Annotated in this window: 17 protein-coding genes, 1 tRNA gene and 2 pseudogenes; 15 read left to right on the top strand and 5 right to left on the bottom strand. The window is 49.4% G+C overall.

From position 1 onward, the window contains the following. Nucleotides 1-281: 281 nt before the first annotated feature. From JQU52_RS14200 to wrbA, 12 genes are all read left to right on the top strand, one after another. The gene (locus JQU52_RS14200) at nt 282-461 is read left to right on the top strand and encodes a hypothetical protein (RefSeq protein ID WP_230339099.1); all 180 of its coding nucleotides are present in this window, start codon (nt 282-284) and stop codon (nt 459-461) included. A gap of 42 nt (nt 462-503) precedes the next feature. Further along, nucleotides 504-719, top strand: coding sequence for a hypothetical protein (locus tag JQU52_RS14195; protein ID WP_230339098.1), 216 nt, complete (start codon nt 504-506; stop codon nt 717-719). Further along, on the top strand, nt 719-1714 hold the full coding sequence (locus JQU52_RS14190; RefSeq protein ID WP_230339097.1) for a rolling circle replication-associated protein: 996 nt from the start codon (nt 719-721) through the stop codon (nt 1712-1714). The genes JQU52_RS14195 and JQU52_RS14190 overlap by 1 nt, the downstream gene beginning before the upstream one ends. 30 nt (nt 1715-1744) lie before the next feature. Next, entirely contained in the window at nt 1745-2041 is a 297-nt protein-coding gene (locus JQU52_RS14185; RefSeq protein ID WP_230339096.1) for a hypothetical protein, read from the top strand. A 72-nt stretch (nt 2042-2113) separates the two neighbouring features. Next, entirely contained in the window at nt 2114-2344 is a 231-nt protein-coding gene (locus JQU52_RS14180) for a hypothetical protein (protein ID WP_230339095.1), read from the top strand. A 15-nt stretch (nt 2345-2359) separates the two neighbouring features. Beyond that, nucleotides 2360-2665 carry a hypothetical protein gene (locus JQU52_RS14175; protein ID WP_230339094.1) on the top strand — a complete coding sequence of 102 codons (306 nt, stop codon included), beginning with the start codon at nt 2360-2362 and terminating at the stop codon, nt 2663-2665. Beyond that, entirely contained in the window at nt 2652-4316 is a 1665-nt protein-coding gene (locus tag JQU52_RS14170; protein ID WP_230339093.1) for a virulence factor TspB C-terminal domain-related protein, read from the top strand. Before JQU52_RS14175 ends, JQU52_RS14170 begins: the two co-directional genes overlap by 14 nt. A 1-nt stretch (nt 4317) precedes the next feature. Next, entirely contained in the window at nt 4318-4602 is a 285-nt protein-coding gene (locus JQU52_RS14165; RefSeq protein WP_230339092.1) for a DUF2523 domain-containing protein, read from the top strand. 3 nt (nt 4603-4605) lie between these two features. Next, the gene (locus JQU52_RS14160; protein WP_230339091.1) at nt 4606-5742 is read left to right on the top strand and encodes a zonular occludens toxin domain-containing protein; all 1137 of its coding nucleotides are present in this window, start codon (nt 4606-4608) and stop codon (nt 5740-5742) included. 10 nt (nt 5743-5752) lie between these two features. Continuing rightward, nucleotides 5753-6076, top strand: a complete 324-nt coding sequence (locus tag JQU52_RS14155; protein ID WP_230339090.1) for a hypothetical protein — start codon at nt 5753-5755, stop codon at nt 6074-6076. 143 nt (nt 6077-6219) lie between these two features. Then, nucleotides 6220-7191, top strand: coding sequence for an IS110 family RNA-guided transposase (locus JQU52_RS14150; RefSeq protein WP_230339089.1), 972 nt, complete (start codon nt 6220-6222; stop codon nt 7189-7191). 380 nt (nt 7192-7571) lie between these two features. Next, nucleotides 7572-8168: an NAD(P)H:quinone oxidoreductase gene (gene wrbA, locus JQU52_RS14145; protein ID WP_379061626.1), complete on the top strand. Its 597-nt coding sequence runs from the start codon at nt 7572-7574 to the stop codon at nt 8166-8168. Between the two features lie 153 nt (nt 8169-8321). Here wrbA and JQU52_RS14140 read toward each other — a convergent pair whose 3' ends face one another. Continuing rightward, on the bottom strand, nt 8322-8873 hold the full coding sequence (locus tag JQU52_RS14140) for a DDE-type integrase/transposase/recombinase (RefSeq protein WP_328301441.1): 552 nt from the start codon (nt 8871-8873) through the stop codon (nt 8322-8324). Between the two features lie 886 nt (nt 8874-9759). On the opposite strand from JQU52_RS14140, the pseudogene JQU52_RS14895 reads away from it, so the two are divergent. After that, nucleotides 9760-10391 (top strand): annotated as a pseudogene (locus tag JQU52_RS14895) (LysE family translocator). 66 nt (nt 10392-10457) lie between these two features. Continuing rightward, nucleotides 10458-10550 (top strand) — tRNA-Ser (locus JQU52_RS14125). Between the two features lie 41 nt (nt 10551-10591). Here the strand turns inward: JQU52_RS14125 and JQU52_RS14120 are convergent. The 4 genes and pseudogenes from JQU52_RS14120 to phbB form a co-directional block, all read right to left on the bottom strand. After that, nucleotides 10592-11898: pseudogene (locus tag JQU52_RS14120) on the bottom strand (IS5 family transposase). A 184-nt stretch (nt 11899-12082) separates the two neighbouring features. After that, entirely contained in the window at nt 12083-13855 is a 1773-nt protein-coding gene (gene phaC, locus JQU52_RS14115) for a class I poly(R)-hydroxyalkanoic acid synthase (protein WP_230339085.1), read from the bottom strand. A gap of 146 nt (nt 13856-14001) precedes the next feature. After that, a complete protein-coding gene (locus tag JQU52_RS14110) occupies nt 14002-14343 on the bottom strand; it encodes a phasin family protein (RefSeq protein ID WP_230339084.1) in 342 nt (113 codons plus the stop codon). Nucleotides 14344-14610: 267 nt separating this feature from the next. Further along, on the bottom strand, nt 14611-15357 hold the full coding sequence (gene phbB / locus JQU52_RS14105) for an acetoacetyl-CoA reductase (RefSeq protein WP_230339083.1): 747 nt from the start codon (nt 15355-15357) through the stop codon (nt 14611-14613). A gap of 655 nt (nt 15358-16012) precedes the next feature. Between phbB and JQU52_RS14100 the strand changes: the two genes are divergently transcribed. After that, a complete protein-coding gene (locus JQU52_RS14100) occupies nt 16013-17158 on the top strand; it encodes a 5-(carboxyamino)imidazole ribonucleotide synthase (RefSeq protein WP_230339082.1) in 1146 nt (381 codons plus the stop codon). Nucleotides 17159-17520: the final 362 nt, after the last annotated feature.

Raw genomic sequence — 17520 nt, 5'->3', positions numbered from 1 at the left:
AAAACGGGCTTATTTTAGCCCAATTGTGCTGTAGGACGGCGGTTTATTGATTGGTTGGTGTTCGATTAGCGCTACCGATGCGCAGTAATAGGGTTTCGTTGATATTTGATGCTGCCTGAAGCCGCAGGTTTTCAGGCAGCCTTATATATTCGCCCCATCACAGGGGCAAGCAACATTTCCCAAATTGAACAGTATCTTAGGCGGTTTTTGACAAACCAGCCTGAATCTGCTAGTAAGCTTAATAAAGCCCTTGTGATTCCACCAATCACGAGGGCTTTGTCATGTCAAAATATAAATTCAGAATCACCTACTCTCCCACGCTTAATGAGTACTGGCTTACTTTTGTTGTTGATTCTGTTCAAGTTCTTAGCTTGTCTTTTTTCCCGACAAAAGAGGCTGCAACTTTAGCTGCCCAGCGCTTTGTTCTTTCCCCCATCGAATATGAATTTGAATATTTGTAAGTGAGGTTCCGATATTCTCTTCATCAATCACAGGGGCTTTTCATGCAATCACCCAAGTTCACCGTATACCCGGACACCCGCACCGACAGCCACGGCCAACCGATTCAGGGCTGGCTTGCAGTCTGCCAAGGTCGTGAAGAACCCGCCTCCTGCTTTTTCCCCACCTACTTAATCATTTTCGAGGACTGTGAACTTGACCACGGTTTTGAAAGTGCCTGCCTGTTCGGCAAACGCTACATTCAAGCAGGTGGCCTGTAATGAGTGCCCTGAAAGAATCCCTGTTGCGCAACGATTCGGCAGCGGAACGACTGAAGGCCGCAGGCCGCAAGTCGCTTCCTTGTCTGAATAGAAACATCTCAATCCGCCCCGGCATTGATGATGCTTCAGCAGCCAACGAAGCCGCCGCAGGCGGCAAAGTTGCCCCGGTTTTTTCATCGTCCGAAGTTCGCGCCAAGTCTGACAAAGAAGCAGAACTCAATGAGTTCACCACCGCCCACCGCAAAAGCGCCTACGCCCTCGAGCTTAACACCAAAGCCCTGATTGACCGCTTCGGCATAGACCACGTCGGCTTTATGACCCTGACCTTCGCAGACCACGTCACCTGCCCGTCCGAAGCCCAGCGCCGCTTTAACAGCCTGCGCACAAACTTCCTCAAGCACCACTACAAACACTACATCCGCGTAGTAGAGAGAACCAAAAGCGGCCGCATCCATTACCACCTGCTTGTTGTCTGCAAAGACAACATCCGCAGAGGCCTGAACTTCCGCCAAATCGCCGCCCGCAACTATAAAACCGCTAATGAAGCAATCAAACGCCATTGGAAAAACCTAAGAACCGCCATGCCCAAATACGGCTTTGGCCGCAGCGAACTCATGCCCGTCAAGACCAACAGCAAAGGCCTAGCCCGTTACGTAGCAAAGTACATCGGCAAACACATCGACAGCCGCATCAGCGCCGACAAAGGCGTGCGCCTGTGCCAGACCAGCCAAGACAAACAAAGCAAATGGAAAATAGCCACCAGCAATTTTCAGTTTGCCAGCCCCGGCAGCAAGCTTTGGCGTCAAAAGCTTAAGAACTGGATTATCGAAGTAGATAACTACCTGTTTGAACGCCACATCATCGGCGGCTACTACCGCAGCCAAACCGACTACCAATTTATGACCCAAGAGAACTACAGCGAACTATTGACCCAACGCCTCGGCAGCAAATGGGCCTACACCAACCGCCAAACCATCGCCGCCATGCCGATTTAACCACCACCCAAACCACAAGGAACCAAAGCCATGAATGACAACACCCAAACCACCAACACCCAAGTCAGCAACCAAAGCACCCAAGGTTTTTATATCGAAGCCAGCTTTGACCGCATCGTGCGCAAAGAGAAAAAAGACCGTGAAGGCAAAATCGTAGTCAACTACGAAGTTGCCGTCATCGTCCGCACCGAACAAGACACCAACATTTACAACATCAAAACCAAGAACCCCGAAGCATTTAAAGGCTTCAAGCCCGGCCAACCCCTGCGCGTGCGCATCATGCCCCGCGCCTTTAAAGACTTCCTGTACTTCACCATTGTTGAATAACAGAAATCCCGATTTAAGGCCACGCCAGCAGCCTTAAACCCTTCCTAACCCGCTGGCATAAAGGAAAGCATCATGAACACCCTGAAGCAACTGGCACACAGTGCCAAAACCAAGTATGCCGCCACCGGCATCACCATCGCCGCTGCCGCCACCGCAGCCAACGCCGCCAACTCATGGGATGGCGCAGTAGAAGCCCTCACCGGGTTGCTGGTAGGCGTAGCCGCAGTAGGCGCAGCCAGCTTGGCGATTGCAGTAGCCGCTGTCGGCTTCCGCATCGTTAAAAATCTGGTTTACCGCAGCTAAACGAAAGGGACAACCATGTACAGAGTAGGCCGCCACTGCTTCGCCACCATCGAAGCCGCCACGGATTATCAAATGTCCTTGGTTGTCCCTACCGTCACCGCTGACGGCAGCCTTGTCCACCCTGTGAAACAGGGTGACACATGGACCCATGCAGGCCAGCCCGTGCACCTAAGCTTTGGCACCTGTGACCCCCAAGCCGACCTTGCCGCAGGAATGCAGGTAGCAGGCATCATCATCATGCTGTTTGCCGTAGCGTGGTCGTTCCGATTTTTAATGAGATTTATCCAAACCCTGCCCGAAAGGGGGAATGAGAGTGATTAATGACCGACTATTTTTATATCGGCTTGGCCGTAGCGTTGCCGTTTGTGCTGCTGTTTTGGCCTTGATGGGGGTAAGTGGGTTGGCGCGGGCTGATGCTACTGTTTATGTTGATAGTACGGGGCAAGCGGCAATTGGCCGTGCCCCGAATGGTTCAACGGTTTACGGTAGTCATATTAACCCCAGTGGTCTTTATGGTCCAAATGGTGAGTATCGTTTTTCAAATCCCCCTGGTGCTGGCTCTGGACCAACCCCGCAATACCGCAACACTCGCTATATGGGTGGAGCTGCTGGCGGTTTCGTCCACGGCGTTAAAGAATTAAACGTTGTTATGAAAGACACTTACGGTGCCACCGCCCAAGGCAAAATCACCACCAGCACCCAAATGCCCCCCACAAGCCGCATGGCACAAGGTTTGGGCGGTCTGATTGTCGCCGACATGGCCGTAAACCACCTCGGCAACCTAAAGCAGAACGGTGCTGCCGACCAGTTCGTGCGCGGCATGGAAAACGGCTCATGGTCTGACGTTGCTGCTGCCGTCGGCAAACTCTTTGACTGGACAGGCATCGGCTCACGTCTTAACGCAAACCTCAACAACGATGCAATCCCCACCGCACCACTACAGCAACAATCAGAAGCCAAAGCCCGCCAGCTGTATGACAACTACCAAGCATCAAAAAAGCCGATTGACCCCGCCGCTTACAAGCAATATTCAAAGCTCACTATCACCGAGTGGGGCGGCAACCTCAACCTCGTGCGCACAATTATTATTCCGTCGAATTCAGTCGACTGGACAATGATACAAAGCCAGAATTACGAACTGACATTTCCCATGCGTTTCGGCGATGTCGAAGTGTGGCCGCAACTGCCTGCGGAAAAGGGGAACTGGATACAGCTTTATAAAACCGATGCCAGCGCAGCAGATATCATCAGATACAACGAACAAAACGCCCCGACAATTGACCAAGTTCTGCCGGGCGAAGCCGCCATCATCAATTTGCTGGCGCAACTGCTTAACGACACCAACCGCAACAACACAGACCTACTTAATGCCATCACAGGCAGCGGTGTTGCAAATGCTGGCAACACAACAACAACGGTAGACAGCAACAACGTCACCAACAACACCTTTTTAACCAGCGCATACACCCCTGCTGGAACAAACACCCCCCAACAAACCCAGTTCAAAGTTCAGGCCGATGGCAGCGTTACCGCAACAACAATCCCTCGCCCCGACCTAGCTCCGCACAGCAGCCAAGCCCCGACCCGTGCCGAAATTCCCACTGCTCCTATCCCCGGTAGCCCCAGCACAACAACCCCGGGCGAAACCAAGCCCACCGAACCCGCCACGGCCAGCGCACCCGACATCTGCTCACAAAACCCCAAATCGGCTATGTGTGCAGACCTTGGCAATGCCGACTACGAAGACCCCGTTATCCCGTCCGAACAACGCAAATTGGATTTCCAGCCTGCTAACATCTTTAACACCTCTGGCATCTGCCCCCGCCCGCTCTCATTTGACGTCATGTCAAAAAGCTTTCAAATCAGCTATCAGCCCATGTGCGATTTCGCGGGCATGGTAAGACCCATGATTATCATGATGGCGATGGTGATTTCCATGGGCATGGCCTATAGCGCCACTAGGAGCCTGTGACATGAAAAACACCCTCGCCATGATGCTCACCAGCGTCCTGATGACCTTCGCGGGCAAAGTCATTTCCGCCCTCGGTGTCGGTTTTGTAAGCTATGTCGGACTGGATTATATGCAAGGCAAGTTTGCAGGTTGGATAAGCACCCAACTCGGCAACATCCCTGCCGATGCCCTCCAGATATTTTATATCTCCGGCGGCGGCGTAGCCCTGAATTGGTTTTTTGGTGCCTTCACTTTTATCGCCAGCCTGAAAGCAACCGCACAACTCACAGCAACCATGAGAAAGTAAGCCATGATATACCTGATAACAGGCCAGCCGGGCACCGGCAAAACCCTGCGCATGATATCCATGCTTAAAAACCGCAAAGACCTTCAGGGCAGACCCCTGTACATTGACGGCATCCCCGAAGTTGACCCCGACAAAATCCCTCACGAACCTTTACCCGAAGGCTGCAACGGCGGCAACTGGCATGAGTGGCTGCCCACCAACGCCATCATCGTCATTGACGAATGCCAACGCTATTGGCGGCAACGTTCAAACGGTTCTACCGTTCCGCCTGCCGTGCAGGCAATGGAAACCCACCGCCACAAAGGCGTTGACATATTCCTGCTGACACAGCATCCCCGTTTGATTGACATCAACGTCAAAAGCTTTGTAGAGAACCATGTTCACTTGAGCAAAAGCCAGCTTGGCAACCGCCGTTCTTGGGAATGGCAGAAGTGCGGCAACCCCGACAACAAAGGCGATGTGCGTGACGCACTCGTCAAACCCTACACACTGGATAAGAATGTTTACGGACTTTACAAATCCGCCGAATTGCACACCAAAATCAAAACAGGGCGCAGCATGTGGGTGTACCTGTTTCCAATCGCACTGCTTGCCGCAATAGGCTTGGGCACTTGGGCATTCTTAACCCTGAAAAACCAGCTATCGCCGCAAACCATGCAACAGGTTGCCGCGCAAGCGGCAAGTGAACCTGCGGCAGGCAAAGGGGAAGCGGATGCGGCACCGCAGACTGACGCAGGTCACTACCCGCAACCGCAGCAACAACAGCCAGACCCGCAGGAAGCAAAGACCCTCAAGGCCGAAGACTTCCAACCCGCGCTTGACGGCAAACCGTGGACAGCCCCGGTTTACGCCCCGCACAACACCAGTATTCAAACCATGCCGTTCCCCGTCGGCTGTATCAAGTCCGGTAACAAATGTACTTGCTATACCGACCAGGCGACCCCGATTAGGGGCATGGACAAAGGTCTGTGCCTTGACTTCGCAGAGAATGGCATTTATAACCCCTATAAGCAGCCGCAGCAGGCGGTTCAGACCACGGCCAATACCGCGCCCGCCCCTGCGCCCGAATCGTCTGTAATGGCCTTAGACAGCAAAGCGCGGCCTGATTTGATGCCGCCACCGTTTACAAGTGTTCAGTGAGGATTTTTTTATGAGTAAGACAATTGATGTTGATTTGAATAATCACCAATTTTTACATGTCGGTGATAATGCATTTGTCGGTTCGATTAACGGTTATCCTGTTTCATCTTCCTGTGTGCCTTTTTCTTCAGCTGCTTTTGATAACGTACACAATTCACTTGCTGCGCCTGTTATGACTTATAATCAGTTGCTTTTGTTGAAAAACTTGATTGATAATAATTTATCAGGGCATTTTTTGGATGTTGAGCAGCTTAAATTAATTTCTTCAACGTTTGCATTTTTGATTGAATGGATTGATACTGCACCTGTATCTGATAATGCACCTGTAGTTTAAGCAGTCCCCCCGCCCAAGCCGTTCCCAGCAGCTAGGCTTCGAGCCTGAACAAAAGATTGGCAGGCGGGGTTCTCACCCGTTTTAAAACCTGAACAGTATCCTAGGCGGCCACAAGCCAGCTTGAATATAAGAGGGGGTTTTACATGAACACCACCACCGCTGTTTACCTTGGTTTAGATGTCTCAAAGTCAAAAATTGACGCCTGTTTGAAAATGAACGACCGTTATTTCCACCGCGTTATCAAAAACGATCCAACAGGCTTTGAAAAGCTGTCTGAGTGGATAGCCAAATACACCCCCCAAGTCCACGCCTGTTGCGAAGCCACAGGAACCTATTCCGAAGCCATCGCCGACTACCTGCACGACCACGGCCACCTTGTTTCCGTCGTCAACCCTTTTGCCATCAAATCATACGCCAACACCAAACTTCAGTGTGTCAAGACCGACAAGCAAGATGCCAAAATCATTGCCCGTTTTTGTGCCGATATCAAGCCCGACCTGTACACCCCGCCCAGCCCATCAGAACGGCAGCTCAAAGCCCTCACGCGCCAGCTTGACTATTACAAAGACATGCATACCGCACAGCTTAACCGTTTGCAGGTTGCCCATCCTTCAATACATGATTTCATCGACAAAACAATAGATAACCTTCGCCAGCAAATAGCCGAAGTTCAAGCCGCCATTCAAGCCCACATTGCCGCTGATGAATCACTGCAACAAAAGGCCGACTTACTAAAGACCGTTAGGGCGGTAGGTGACGCCACCGTACCCCACCTGCTCGCCCTTTTTGCCGAAAGAGAATTCAACAGCAACCGCGCAGTGACCAAGTTTGTCGGTTTAAACCCCATCATCAAACAGTCTGGCACCAAGAAAACCAGCTACTTGGCGATTTCAAAGATGGGTGACAAATTCATCCGCACCGCCCTTTACATGCCCGCCGTCGTGGCCTTCCGCCTACCCGAATTCAAGCCCTTTATCCAGCGCATGCGTGATAATGGCAAACACAACAAACAAATCATCTGCGCCCTCATGCGTAAACTGCTCACCTACTGTTATGCCGTACTCAAGAGCGGCCAACCGTTTGACCCCAAACGCCTGAATCCCGAACCCGTATAAATGAAGTCAAGGGGAAGCTTTGTAAAGGCGCAGCCTTTATGAATACCCCTTGACGTAGAACCCACCCAAAAAACGCTCCTGGCTGCTGGTGGGGTGGTTTTATCGCCCCACCAGCTGCCTCACGGCGAGTGTGGGGTTTGGGGCAAAGCCCCAAGGTCTTGCGTTAGGGATTAGCACCGGAACGGCGAAAACGCGTAGCGGTTGAGTGGCGCAGCCATGCAAGCCCGACCCGCAGGGGAACGCCTGCACCCGCCTGCTAAAACTATATTCCATTTTTAAACAATGATTTGCAAATATTGACCAGATTTTTAGCTTGACGCTGCAATACAGTATCTTTTGTTAAAATTACTCTATTTCCCATGATTCAACAAAGGATGGTTATGTCTGCTTTACCCATTTTGGTTTTGTATTACAGCCAGCAGGGCAGCACCCGTCAGCTGGCTGTGCATATTGCGCGCGGCATTGACAGTGTGGCCGGATGTGAAGCCGTGCTGCGCACCGTGCCCAAAGTATCCACCGTGTGCGAAGCCACGGCCGACAGCATTCCCGCAGACGGTGCGCCGTATGCCACGTTGGCCGAATTGCAAAACTGCGCCGGTTTGGCTTTGGGCAGCCCCACCCGTTTTGGCAATATGGCCGCACCGATGAAGTACTTTCTCGACGGCACCAGCGGCTTATGGCTTTCAGGCAGCCTGATTGGCAAACCAGCCTGTGTGTTTACCAGCACCAGCAGCCAGCACGGCGGCCAGGAAAGCACCTTATTGAGTATGATGACACCCTTGCTGCACCACGGCATGTTGATTTGCGGTATTCCGTTTAGCGAAGCGGCTTTAAGCCAAACCCACAGCGGCGGTACACCCTACGGCGCCAGCCATGTGGCCGGCCACGATGGCCAAGTGGCGCTGAGTGAGCACGAACAGCAATTGGCGTGGGCGCAGGGCAAACGCTTGGCCGAAATGGCGCTGAAGCTGGCTTGATGGCCGTTGTTTTATGCCACTTTTAGGCTGCCTGAAAAGCCGTGTCGCACCTGCGCAGGCAGGTGCCCAGTTTGAAGCAAGGCTTCAGTTGTACGCATTCCGGCTTGGCAAAATCAAAGCGTTGTAGCGTGAAGGTTTCAGGCAGCCATTTATTTAAGTGTTAAGACCCATAATCTTCTGGAATGGATTTTCACGAAACAATTCAGGCTCTAGATTATAGCAATCTTCCAAAGCCTGCCAAGGCGTTTTGTACTTCAACGACCGTAAGGGGCGTTGATGGTTGTAATACAGCAAAAATACCATCAAGTGCCGTTTAAGTTCGTCAGGATGCTCATAGTGGAAGCGTTTGACCGTTACCTCTTTCAGCATCTTGTTGGTAATCTCCACCTGCCCGTTCGTCCATGGATGACGGAATTTCGTGGTACGGTGCTCAATGCCCAAATGCCGGCAAAGCTCGTCAAACGGATGCTCCTTATCAGGCCGTTGTGCTTGGCTCAGCAAGTTGTAGGTAAACTGCGCACCGTTGTCCGTTAGGATATGGGTGATTTTAAACACACAATCTTGTTGTAGGTTGCGCAGAAAAGAAACGGCGGTTTTCTGCGTCATACGCGGATGAAGTTCTGCATAAACATATTTGGTTTTGCGGTCGATGGCGACAAACAGGTACAGCTTGCCGGTTTCACAACGCACCTCGGTGATGTCGATATGGACAAAGCCAACCGGATATTGTTTGAATGTTTTTTACCTTTTTGGCCATCGGATTCATTCTTGGGTAAGCGCGACAATCCGTGATGTTGCAAGCACCGGTGCAGATTGGAGCGGCTCAGCTTTGGAATATTGGGCTTGAAGATGATATACAGCTCGTCCAATGACAGCCGCAGATGTCGCCGGACGGTACAGATTGCCTGCTGCTCCGATTCGGTCAACACGCTGGGGCGGGTTTTGGGGCCGGACTTTTTATCTTCGACCGAATCTGCGTGTTTCCAGTAGAGAACGGTTTTGAAATTAATATTGTATTTTTAGCTAACGCTGCGATGCTCTCTTCAGACTCTTGTATTTCTTTTCTGATTCTAGGCGTAGTCTTGGCGTTACCATGCAATATGCTTGCCATAAGTCGGTCTCTTTTAATTGGGGTAATGATACTCCATAAAATTCAGGGACTAAACATTTAAGGGCCTGTTCAAAATCTTTTATTGTGCTGCTTTCAGCACATAAACAGGCGCATGCTGCGTTAAAAATGCGCGCCAAAGCTGGCTTTGGCTGTGCTTTTTGCCTTGCCTGTACCCGTTTCTGCACTAAAATCCGCTACAAAAAAGATCGTGAACAGGCTCTAAGGCTGCCTGAAATATAAAGCCGTCATTGCCGAACCGGATTCGGCAATCCATTGCCAGACAAGAAGTAGATAAAACCATCTGTTTTAAAATCATTGATATTGATGCTGTTTCTGTATTGTGGCTATATCGGTTTATTTTCACAATGGATTGTTGAATCCGGCTTGGGAATGACAAATTCGATGGTTTCAGGCAGCGTTTGCCAATCAGTGCATAATTTTATTTATTAAAAGCATTATTTTAATTGTGTTGGATAAATCATGACATGGAGCAGTTGGTGGCTGTTTGTTGCCAGCACCTTATTCATTTCGGCCACGCCAGGGCCGAATATGTTGCTGGCGTTTCAATATGGCCTGAATTACGGCACCCGCAAAACACTGTATACCTTGGCCGGGCTGAGTTGCGGCTTGCTGATTTTGCTGTGCCTGTCGATTGCGGGCGTGTCGTTGGTGAGTACTCAAATGCCGGTGGTGTTTCAGGCTCTCAAAGCCGTGGGTGCGGTGTATTTGCTGTATTTGGGCTGGCAGGCATGGCAAGCACAAGGCGCCCCTTAGAAGGGCCTTTGGTGCGCGTGCAGCCCAGCCGTGTGCGCTTGTTTAAAGTGGGCTTAGCGGTGTCTTTATCCAATCCGAAAGCGATTTTGTTTTTTGCAGCATTCTTCCCACAATTTGTTAACCACAACCAGCCGCAGCTGCCGCAATACCTGATTCTGATGGCCAGCTTTTTTGTGATTGAAACCCTATGGCAGCTGATTTATGTTTTATCCGGCCGCAGCTTGGCGCAATGGCTAAAACAAGGGCGGCGCTTATTGTATTTAAACCGCAGCTGCGCGGTGATTTACGCTCTGATTGCGGTTGGTCTGCTAATGGAAGTGGTGCGCTTTTTTGTTTAATCGAAGCATATTGCATAAGGGGCTTGACACTTTATTTTGCCTTGGGTATAGTTCCGGCTTCCTAACGGAGAACTGGCCGAGTGGTCGAAGGCACACCCCTGCTAAGGGTGCATACGGGCAAAACCTGTATCGAGGGTTCGAATCCCTCGTTCTCCGCCAGAAATTTTAAAACCCTTTGTTTTGCAAGGGGTTTTATTTTGTCACCCCTGAAGAATCCATTCTTCCCGACTCTCTCCCACCCACCCCATAAGCCAAAAATACAACCACGCCAGTAATTTGCGCAGGTTGTAGGCAGCGGCAGCCAGAATCGGGTTCAAACGGTTGCCTGCTTCCCCTTTCAGGTGGTTTCTGCCCATACGGTTATCCGCCTTTAAGTGGCCTATTATCGGTTCTATTGCTGCTCTGCGTTTCATCCATCTTTTCATACTGCGGCTCGCTGTTTTCGGAATCTTACCGACCAGATGGATGATAGGCTTGCCCGATCCGTTTTGTTGATGTCCCCGGTATCCTTGGTCACAGTAGACATGTTGCGGGCTATGCCCACACACTTGCTGCATGTGTGCCAATGCATCAGCCAGTGTATGCCCGTCGTAAGGGTTGGCTAATCCTTGGGCACTCAATACCCAGTTGTTCTTCGAGCTGCTGACGAGGGAAACTTTATTACCGAATTCGTATTTTTTGTGTGCTTTGCCTTTGCCGATGCAATGCACTGCGGTTTCATGCCAACTGTAGATTTTGTTGGTGTCGCCGGTTTGTTGTCGGTAAATCAGTCGGGCGCGATCCAATAGGCTTTGTAGGGCTTGATCGGTTTGGCTGCCTTTGCGTTCCAGTTCGCGAATGATGCGGCCAAGGTAGTTTTTTAAAGTTTTGCAGGCTTTGTTGGCACGTTTGTATTGGCGGGCATGACGATAGCGGTTGTTGAGGATGAAGGCTTTCTTGCCGCTGCGCGCATAGCTTTGGCGTAAGGGAATATTGTGCTCTTGAGCGGCTTTGACCAATACTTGCCGGGCTTTGTGGTAGAGCTTGGCGTCTGTGGGAAAGGTGATGTTCTTTTCTTGTACGGTGGTGTCGACGTTGATGTGGTGAAATTCGCTGGGTTGGATGGCACCGCTTTCTTGGGCTGTGCGCAGTGTTTCAATCAGTAGGGCTTCGGCTTTATCTCCTACCCGCCGGCGCCATTTGACCAGTGAGGTGGGGTGTAGGGAAGTTGGTGCTGTAGGAATGAGTAGCCGCAAAAATATTGCCAGTAGGGGTTTTCCAGCCAGCGTACCAATACGCTTTCATCGCTTTCGTCAAAGGCGTGTTTGAGGTAATGCAGTCCGGCCAAAAGGCGGGTGGGTAGCGGCGGGTGGCCGGGGCCGGTGGTGTAGACGGTGTCGATTTGGGTGGCGATTCTGTCCCAGTTAATCTGATGCGCCAGTTTAACCAATGGGTGGCTCATGTTGATGATTTGGGACAGCTGTAATTGGAATAGGTCGGGGTGGTTGTCCGTGTGTTTGGGCTTCATAACTGCAAGGTTTTTGGGGTAGATTGGGGGTTTCTTGCAGTTGATTATAGTGGATTTTGAGCGTTTGTTTAATTAAATCATGAGGGTGGGGATTCTTCAGGGAGGACTATTTTTATTCAATTTAAGAGTTTGAAAAAAACAGGCACCTGAAACATGTTCAGGTGCCTGTTTGCGTTGGGTATGTTTAAGTGAGTGATACTTTCACATACTTACCCGGTGCATTGTCAATAACCGGATGGTTTTCATTGCCAATAGCATAGGCGGGTACTTTTTCACCAGCGTAAGGTTGTACCCATTTTTGCCAGTAAGTCCACCAAGAGCCTTTGTGGTGCTTGGCTTTTTCCAGCCATTGTTCGGCATTTTCAAACGGTGCGCTATTGGTGAAATAGCCATATTTATCTTTATTTGGCGGGTTCACGATACCGGCAACGTGGCCGGATTCGCCCAATACCAAGGTGCTGTCGCCACCCAATGCGGCCGAGCCTTTAAAAGTGCCGTCCCACAAGGCAATATGATCTTCTTTGGTGGAGATAAAGAAGTTGGGGGTTTTCACACGCGATAAATTCAGGCCAGTGCCGTTTACTTTGACTTTGCCCGGCTCCACCAGTTCATTGTTCAGATACAGGTTGCGCAGAATAAAGCTGTGTACCGGCGGGGTTACGTTGGTGCCGTCGCTGTTCCAATACAAAATATCAAACTCGGCGGCTTCTTTACCTTTTAAATAGTTGTCGATATAGTAGTTCCAGTAGAGTGAATTTTCGCGCAGCAGGCTAAATGTTACTGCCAGTTGGCGGCCGTCGCAATAACCTACTTTCTCTTCCATGGCTTCAATGGCGGTGATTACCGGATCATTGATGAATACGCCTAACTCACCTGGTTTTTGGAAATCCAGAATGGTGGTCATGTAGGTGGCGCTTTTGATGCGGTTTTTCAGGCGTTTGCCAACATAATAGGCTTGGGTGGCTGCCAATAAGGCACCGCCCATGCAATAGCCGATGGCATTCACTTCTTTTTCGGTGGTGATGTCTTCGATTACCTTCACGGCTTCCATTACGCCATCGGTAATCAAATCGCTAAAGGTGATGTGGGCTTGTTCTTTCATCGGGTTGCGCCAAGACATCAGGAATACCGCATGGCCTTGTTCGCCCAACCAATTAACGAATGAATTTTTTTCTTTAAGGTCAAGAATGTAGTATTTGTTGATAAACGGCGGCACCACCAGCAAGGGCGTTTGGTAAACTTCTTTGCCTTTTGGGGTGTATTGAATCAACTCGAAAACGTCGTTTTGAAAAATCACTTTGCCTTCGGTGTAGGCCAAATCTTTACCTACTTCAAAAGCATGTTCTTTCATCATGCGGATTTTCAGGTATTTACCGCTGTTCATCAAATCTTCGTGAAACAGCTTGGCGCCGCGCAACAGGTTTTCACCGGCTTCTTCTTTGGTTTGCTGCAATACTTCCGGGTTGGTCCACAAGAAGTTGCCGGGGCTCATGGCGTTAATCATTTGACGGGTATAGAAGTGCAGGCGCTGACGCACTGTTTCGGGAATACCTTCAACCACATCAATCATTTCCTGCATTGATTGGGTCAGCAGCAAATAAGACTGACGCAACAAATCAAAATTGGGGTTTTGCTGCCACAGCTCATTGCTGAAGCGCCGGTCGCCGGGCAAATCGGCCACCACGGGCTCAGCATTTTCACCCATGCTGCGCAGCATGATGTTTTTGTAAATATCCATCTGGCCTTGCCACCATTTCATTTGCAATTCCATCATGCGCATGGGGTTGCTGGCCAATGCTTCGTAAAATTTAGCCAAATCTTCTGCGTTCAGTTTGGCTACGGCTTCGCTTACGGGGTTGTCGCCGAAGTAGAAGTCTTGTAATTTTTTCCAGGTGTCGTCGTTATACTGCATGAATTGCTGTACGGATTCGTTCAGCTTAAATTGGGTTTGCGACATTGTATTTTCTCCAAAGCCTTAAAATAGGTTTGCCACCGGTATGTTCAGGCTTGAAATATAGCAGATAAAAAAGGGCAGGGTGTAAAAGCTTTACCCCTGCCCACTTTGTATTACCTGATGTGATCAGGAAGTAAATCTGCTAGTGCTTATTTCTTTTTTTCAACAGCTTCGGTAACCAGCTTGTCCAGCTCGCTTTTGAAATCATTGGCCAAGTTGGCCAATTTTTTGCCGTCTTCAATCATTTGTTGGCTGATGCGGGTCATGGTTTCCAGTTGTTTGGTACCGCTGTTTACTAACGACTGTACATCTTTCACTTGGCTGTTCAAGTGCATTTGTGCCAAGCCGATGTCGGCGTATTGGCGGGCAGAGTCTAATTGCAGATTGGTCAGCTCAGAGAAATTTTTGGCAACCAATTGGTTGAATTTAACCATCGGTTCGAAAGCGTTTTGTGATTGGTCGTTCAAGGTTTTGAAGATGTCGGTGTACATATGAATTCTCCTAAAGAGGGATGTTGGCTTACATAAAACATAAAAATAAACAAGAAATGTTTTAAATGGCAGTAATGCTGCAATTAACATTGCGTTTGAATGTGTTGGTTTGCATAATACACATGCATTTGCTGCGGTGCAACAATAAGAAGTGTAAATATTCCAAAATTGCGGGGTTTCTACAAAAGCAGGCGAACTATAACAGCCGTAATGTGATGAAATGATGTCAGCCTGAAATAATGAAGCCATCAGGCTGACACATGATTATTATTGCATATGCAGGCCGCCGTTGAGCGAGATGGTTTCGCCGGTGATGTAGCCGCCATTGTCGCCGGCCAAAAACAGTACCGCTGCAGCGATTTCACGTGGTTCGGCCAAGCGGCCTAAGGGGATTTGTTTTTTGATTGAATCTACTACATCTTCACGCATGGCGGTTACCATCGGTGTGCCGGTGTAGCCGGGTGCTACGGCATTAACGCAAACATTGTTACGAGCACCTTCCAATGCCAAGGCTTTGGTAAAGCCAATCATGCCGGCTTTGGCGGCAGAGTAGTTGGTTTGGCCGAATTGGCCTTTAATGCCGTTTACCGATGTGATGTTGATGATGCGACCACTGTTTTGCTCCAGCATTTTCACAAAGATGGGTTGGGTAATGGTGAACATGGATTTGAGGTTGGTGTCCAATACTTCGCACCATTGTTCGAAGCTCATCTTTTTAAAGGCGGCGTCGCGGGTAATGCCAGCGTTGTTAACTAGCACATCAATACGACCTTCTGCAGCCAATGCCTCATTAATGGCGGCAGTGGATGCTTCGTGATCGGTAACGCTGCTGGCGATAAACCGCACTTGTGCCGAATCAAATTGCTCGGTTTGCAGCCATTTTTGCTCACGCTCGGCATCGCGTTTGGTTAAACCGGCAATCACGCGGTAGCCGTGTTGCAGAAATTGGCGGCAAATTTCTGTGCCAATCCCGCCCAATGCGCCGGTAATTAAAGCTACTTTTTGTTCGGACATGGTGCTCTCTCCTTTAAAGTTGTATGAGTTGTGGTGCAGTTGGATGCCATCTTTTAATGATATGTAATGGCTTGTATTTTTAAGGCTGCCTGAAACGGTGTGGCAAAATCAGTACGCCGTTTGATTGTTTGCAGACATCGTCCTGCAGCTATTTGCTTTTAATTTTAAGGTGTGTTTTGAATAAGACGTACCTGTGTATGCACAATAAACTGAGCAATGTCTTTAATTTCAGTATAGGCAGCCAAATTAGCCATGGCAAGGCTTATTTGATTGTTTTATATTAATATTAATCAAATTCAAGTTGAATTATGATAGCTGTGTGCTTTGGTATTTCAATGCTGGCTATTTATTCTAAAATAATGCCATTTATATTATTTTTGATGGTTTGAACTGGCTGGTTTTTGATAGATTAAATTTGTAATGCCTTTAAAATATTGCTGCATTGCCAAATCAGGGTTGATAACCCAGATACTGTGTTTACTGATGCAACATCAGTACTATTCATGTTGCAATGCAGAATGAGTATGGTTATTGTTGGATATTCGGTATTTGTGCGGGTGGATTTTTGTGCTGATACATTATGCTATGCTGTTTTCAGTTAAAATTATTGCTTTGCTGATTCGGCGCACAATATAAATGTAGGATACAGGGTTGAATGAATTCGGTTAACAAAGCGGTTATTTTGCCGCCAGCCATGTTGGGTATTTTGGGCGGTGGCCAGTTGGGACGCATGTTTGCGATGGCGGCCAAGCGCATGGGCTATCGGGTGATGGTGTTGGATCCGGATGCGCAGGCGCCAGCGGCGGCGTTTGCGGATGTGCATTTGTGTGCGGCTTATGATGATGTGGCGGCGCTGGCGGCATTGAGCGAGTGTGCGGCGGTGACCACTGAATTTGAAAATGTTAATGCCGATTCTATGCTGTGGCTGGCGCAGTCCACGCGCGTATCGCCATCGGGGCACTCAGTGGCGATTGCGCAAGATAGAGAGCAGGAGAAAGCTTGGATTGGTAAAGCAGGCTTGCCAACGGCACCTTATAAGGTGATTGCAGCAGCGGATGATGTTTGTGCTGATTGTGAGGCATTATTCCCCGGTATTTTAAAAACCGCCACTTTAGGCTACGACGGCAAAGGTCAAGTACGGGTACGTAACCAGGCTGAATTGGCGCAGGCGTGGGCGGATTTGGGTAAGGTGCGCTGCGTGTTGGAAAAAATGTTGGATTTGCGCAGCGAAATTTCAGTGATTGTGTGCCGTTTGAATTCGGCACAAATGGCTTGTTTTGCGCCTGCTGAAAACCAGCATATTGATGGCATTTTGGCCTACTCGATTGTGCCAGCAAGGCTGCCTGAAGCGCTACAACAGCAAGCACAACAATTGGCTTGTCGTCTGGCCGATGCTTTGGATTATGTGGGTGTGTTGGCGGTAGAGATGTTTGTGGTGGGTGAAGAGATGCAATTGGTGGTGAATGAAATGGCACCCCGACCGCACAACTCCGGCCATCATACCTTAGACGCTTGTGTGACCAGCCAATTTGACCAACAAGTACGCTTAATGTGTGGTTTACCACCTGCGGATACCACCTTGCTTAGTCCCTGCTGTATGGCCAATATACTGGGAGATGTGTGGCCGGCGCAAGGTGAGCCAAACTGGTTAGCTATTTTGCAGCAGCAAGCGGCGCATCTGCATTTATATGGCAAACAAGAAGCTAGGGTTGGTCGTAAAATGGGGCATTTTACCCAGTTAGCGACTAGTGCGGATGCGGCCTTTGATTTGGCTAAGGCCAGCCATGCTGCATTGAAATAACTATTTTGATTTTGTGCGCGAGGGTAAAAAAGCTTTCAGGCAGCCTACTATAGGCTGCCTGAAAGCTTTATTGTTTGGATTATTGTGTTTGTTGATGGTGATTCTTAGATTATTTCCGCAAGACATCCCGAATAATATTCTTTTAAATTTTAGCGATTTGCTGGTTTGGGGTATAGATTTTTGCGAATGGGTGTTGACGGTTTGGATGGGTTTGCGTATAGTTCGCTTTCTTCGCTGCTGCAGCGAAGTCGAGACGGAAGAGAAAATTATACCACAAAGTGGTTTCGTTGCTTCGGTTTTGGGATGGCTCTTTAACAAACAGATTACCGATAAGTGTGAGTGCGACAAGCCTCACACTGTTT

Source organism: Paralysiella testudinis (genome assembly GCF_016894345.1).
Classification (GTDB): Bacteria; Pseudomonadota; Gammaproteobacteria; order Burkholderiales; family Neisseriaceae; genus Paralysiella; species Paralysiella testudinis.
This window is presented reverse-complemented; position numbering and strand designations above follow the sequence as displayed.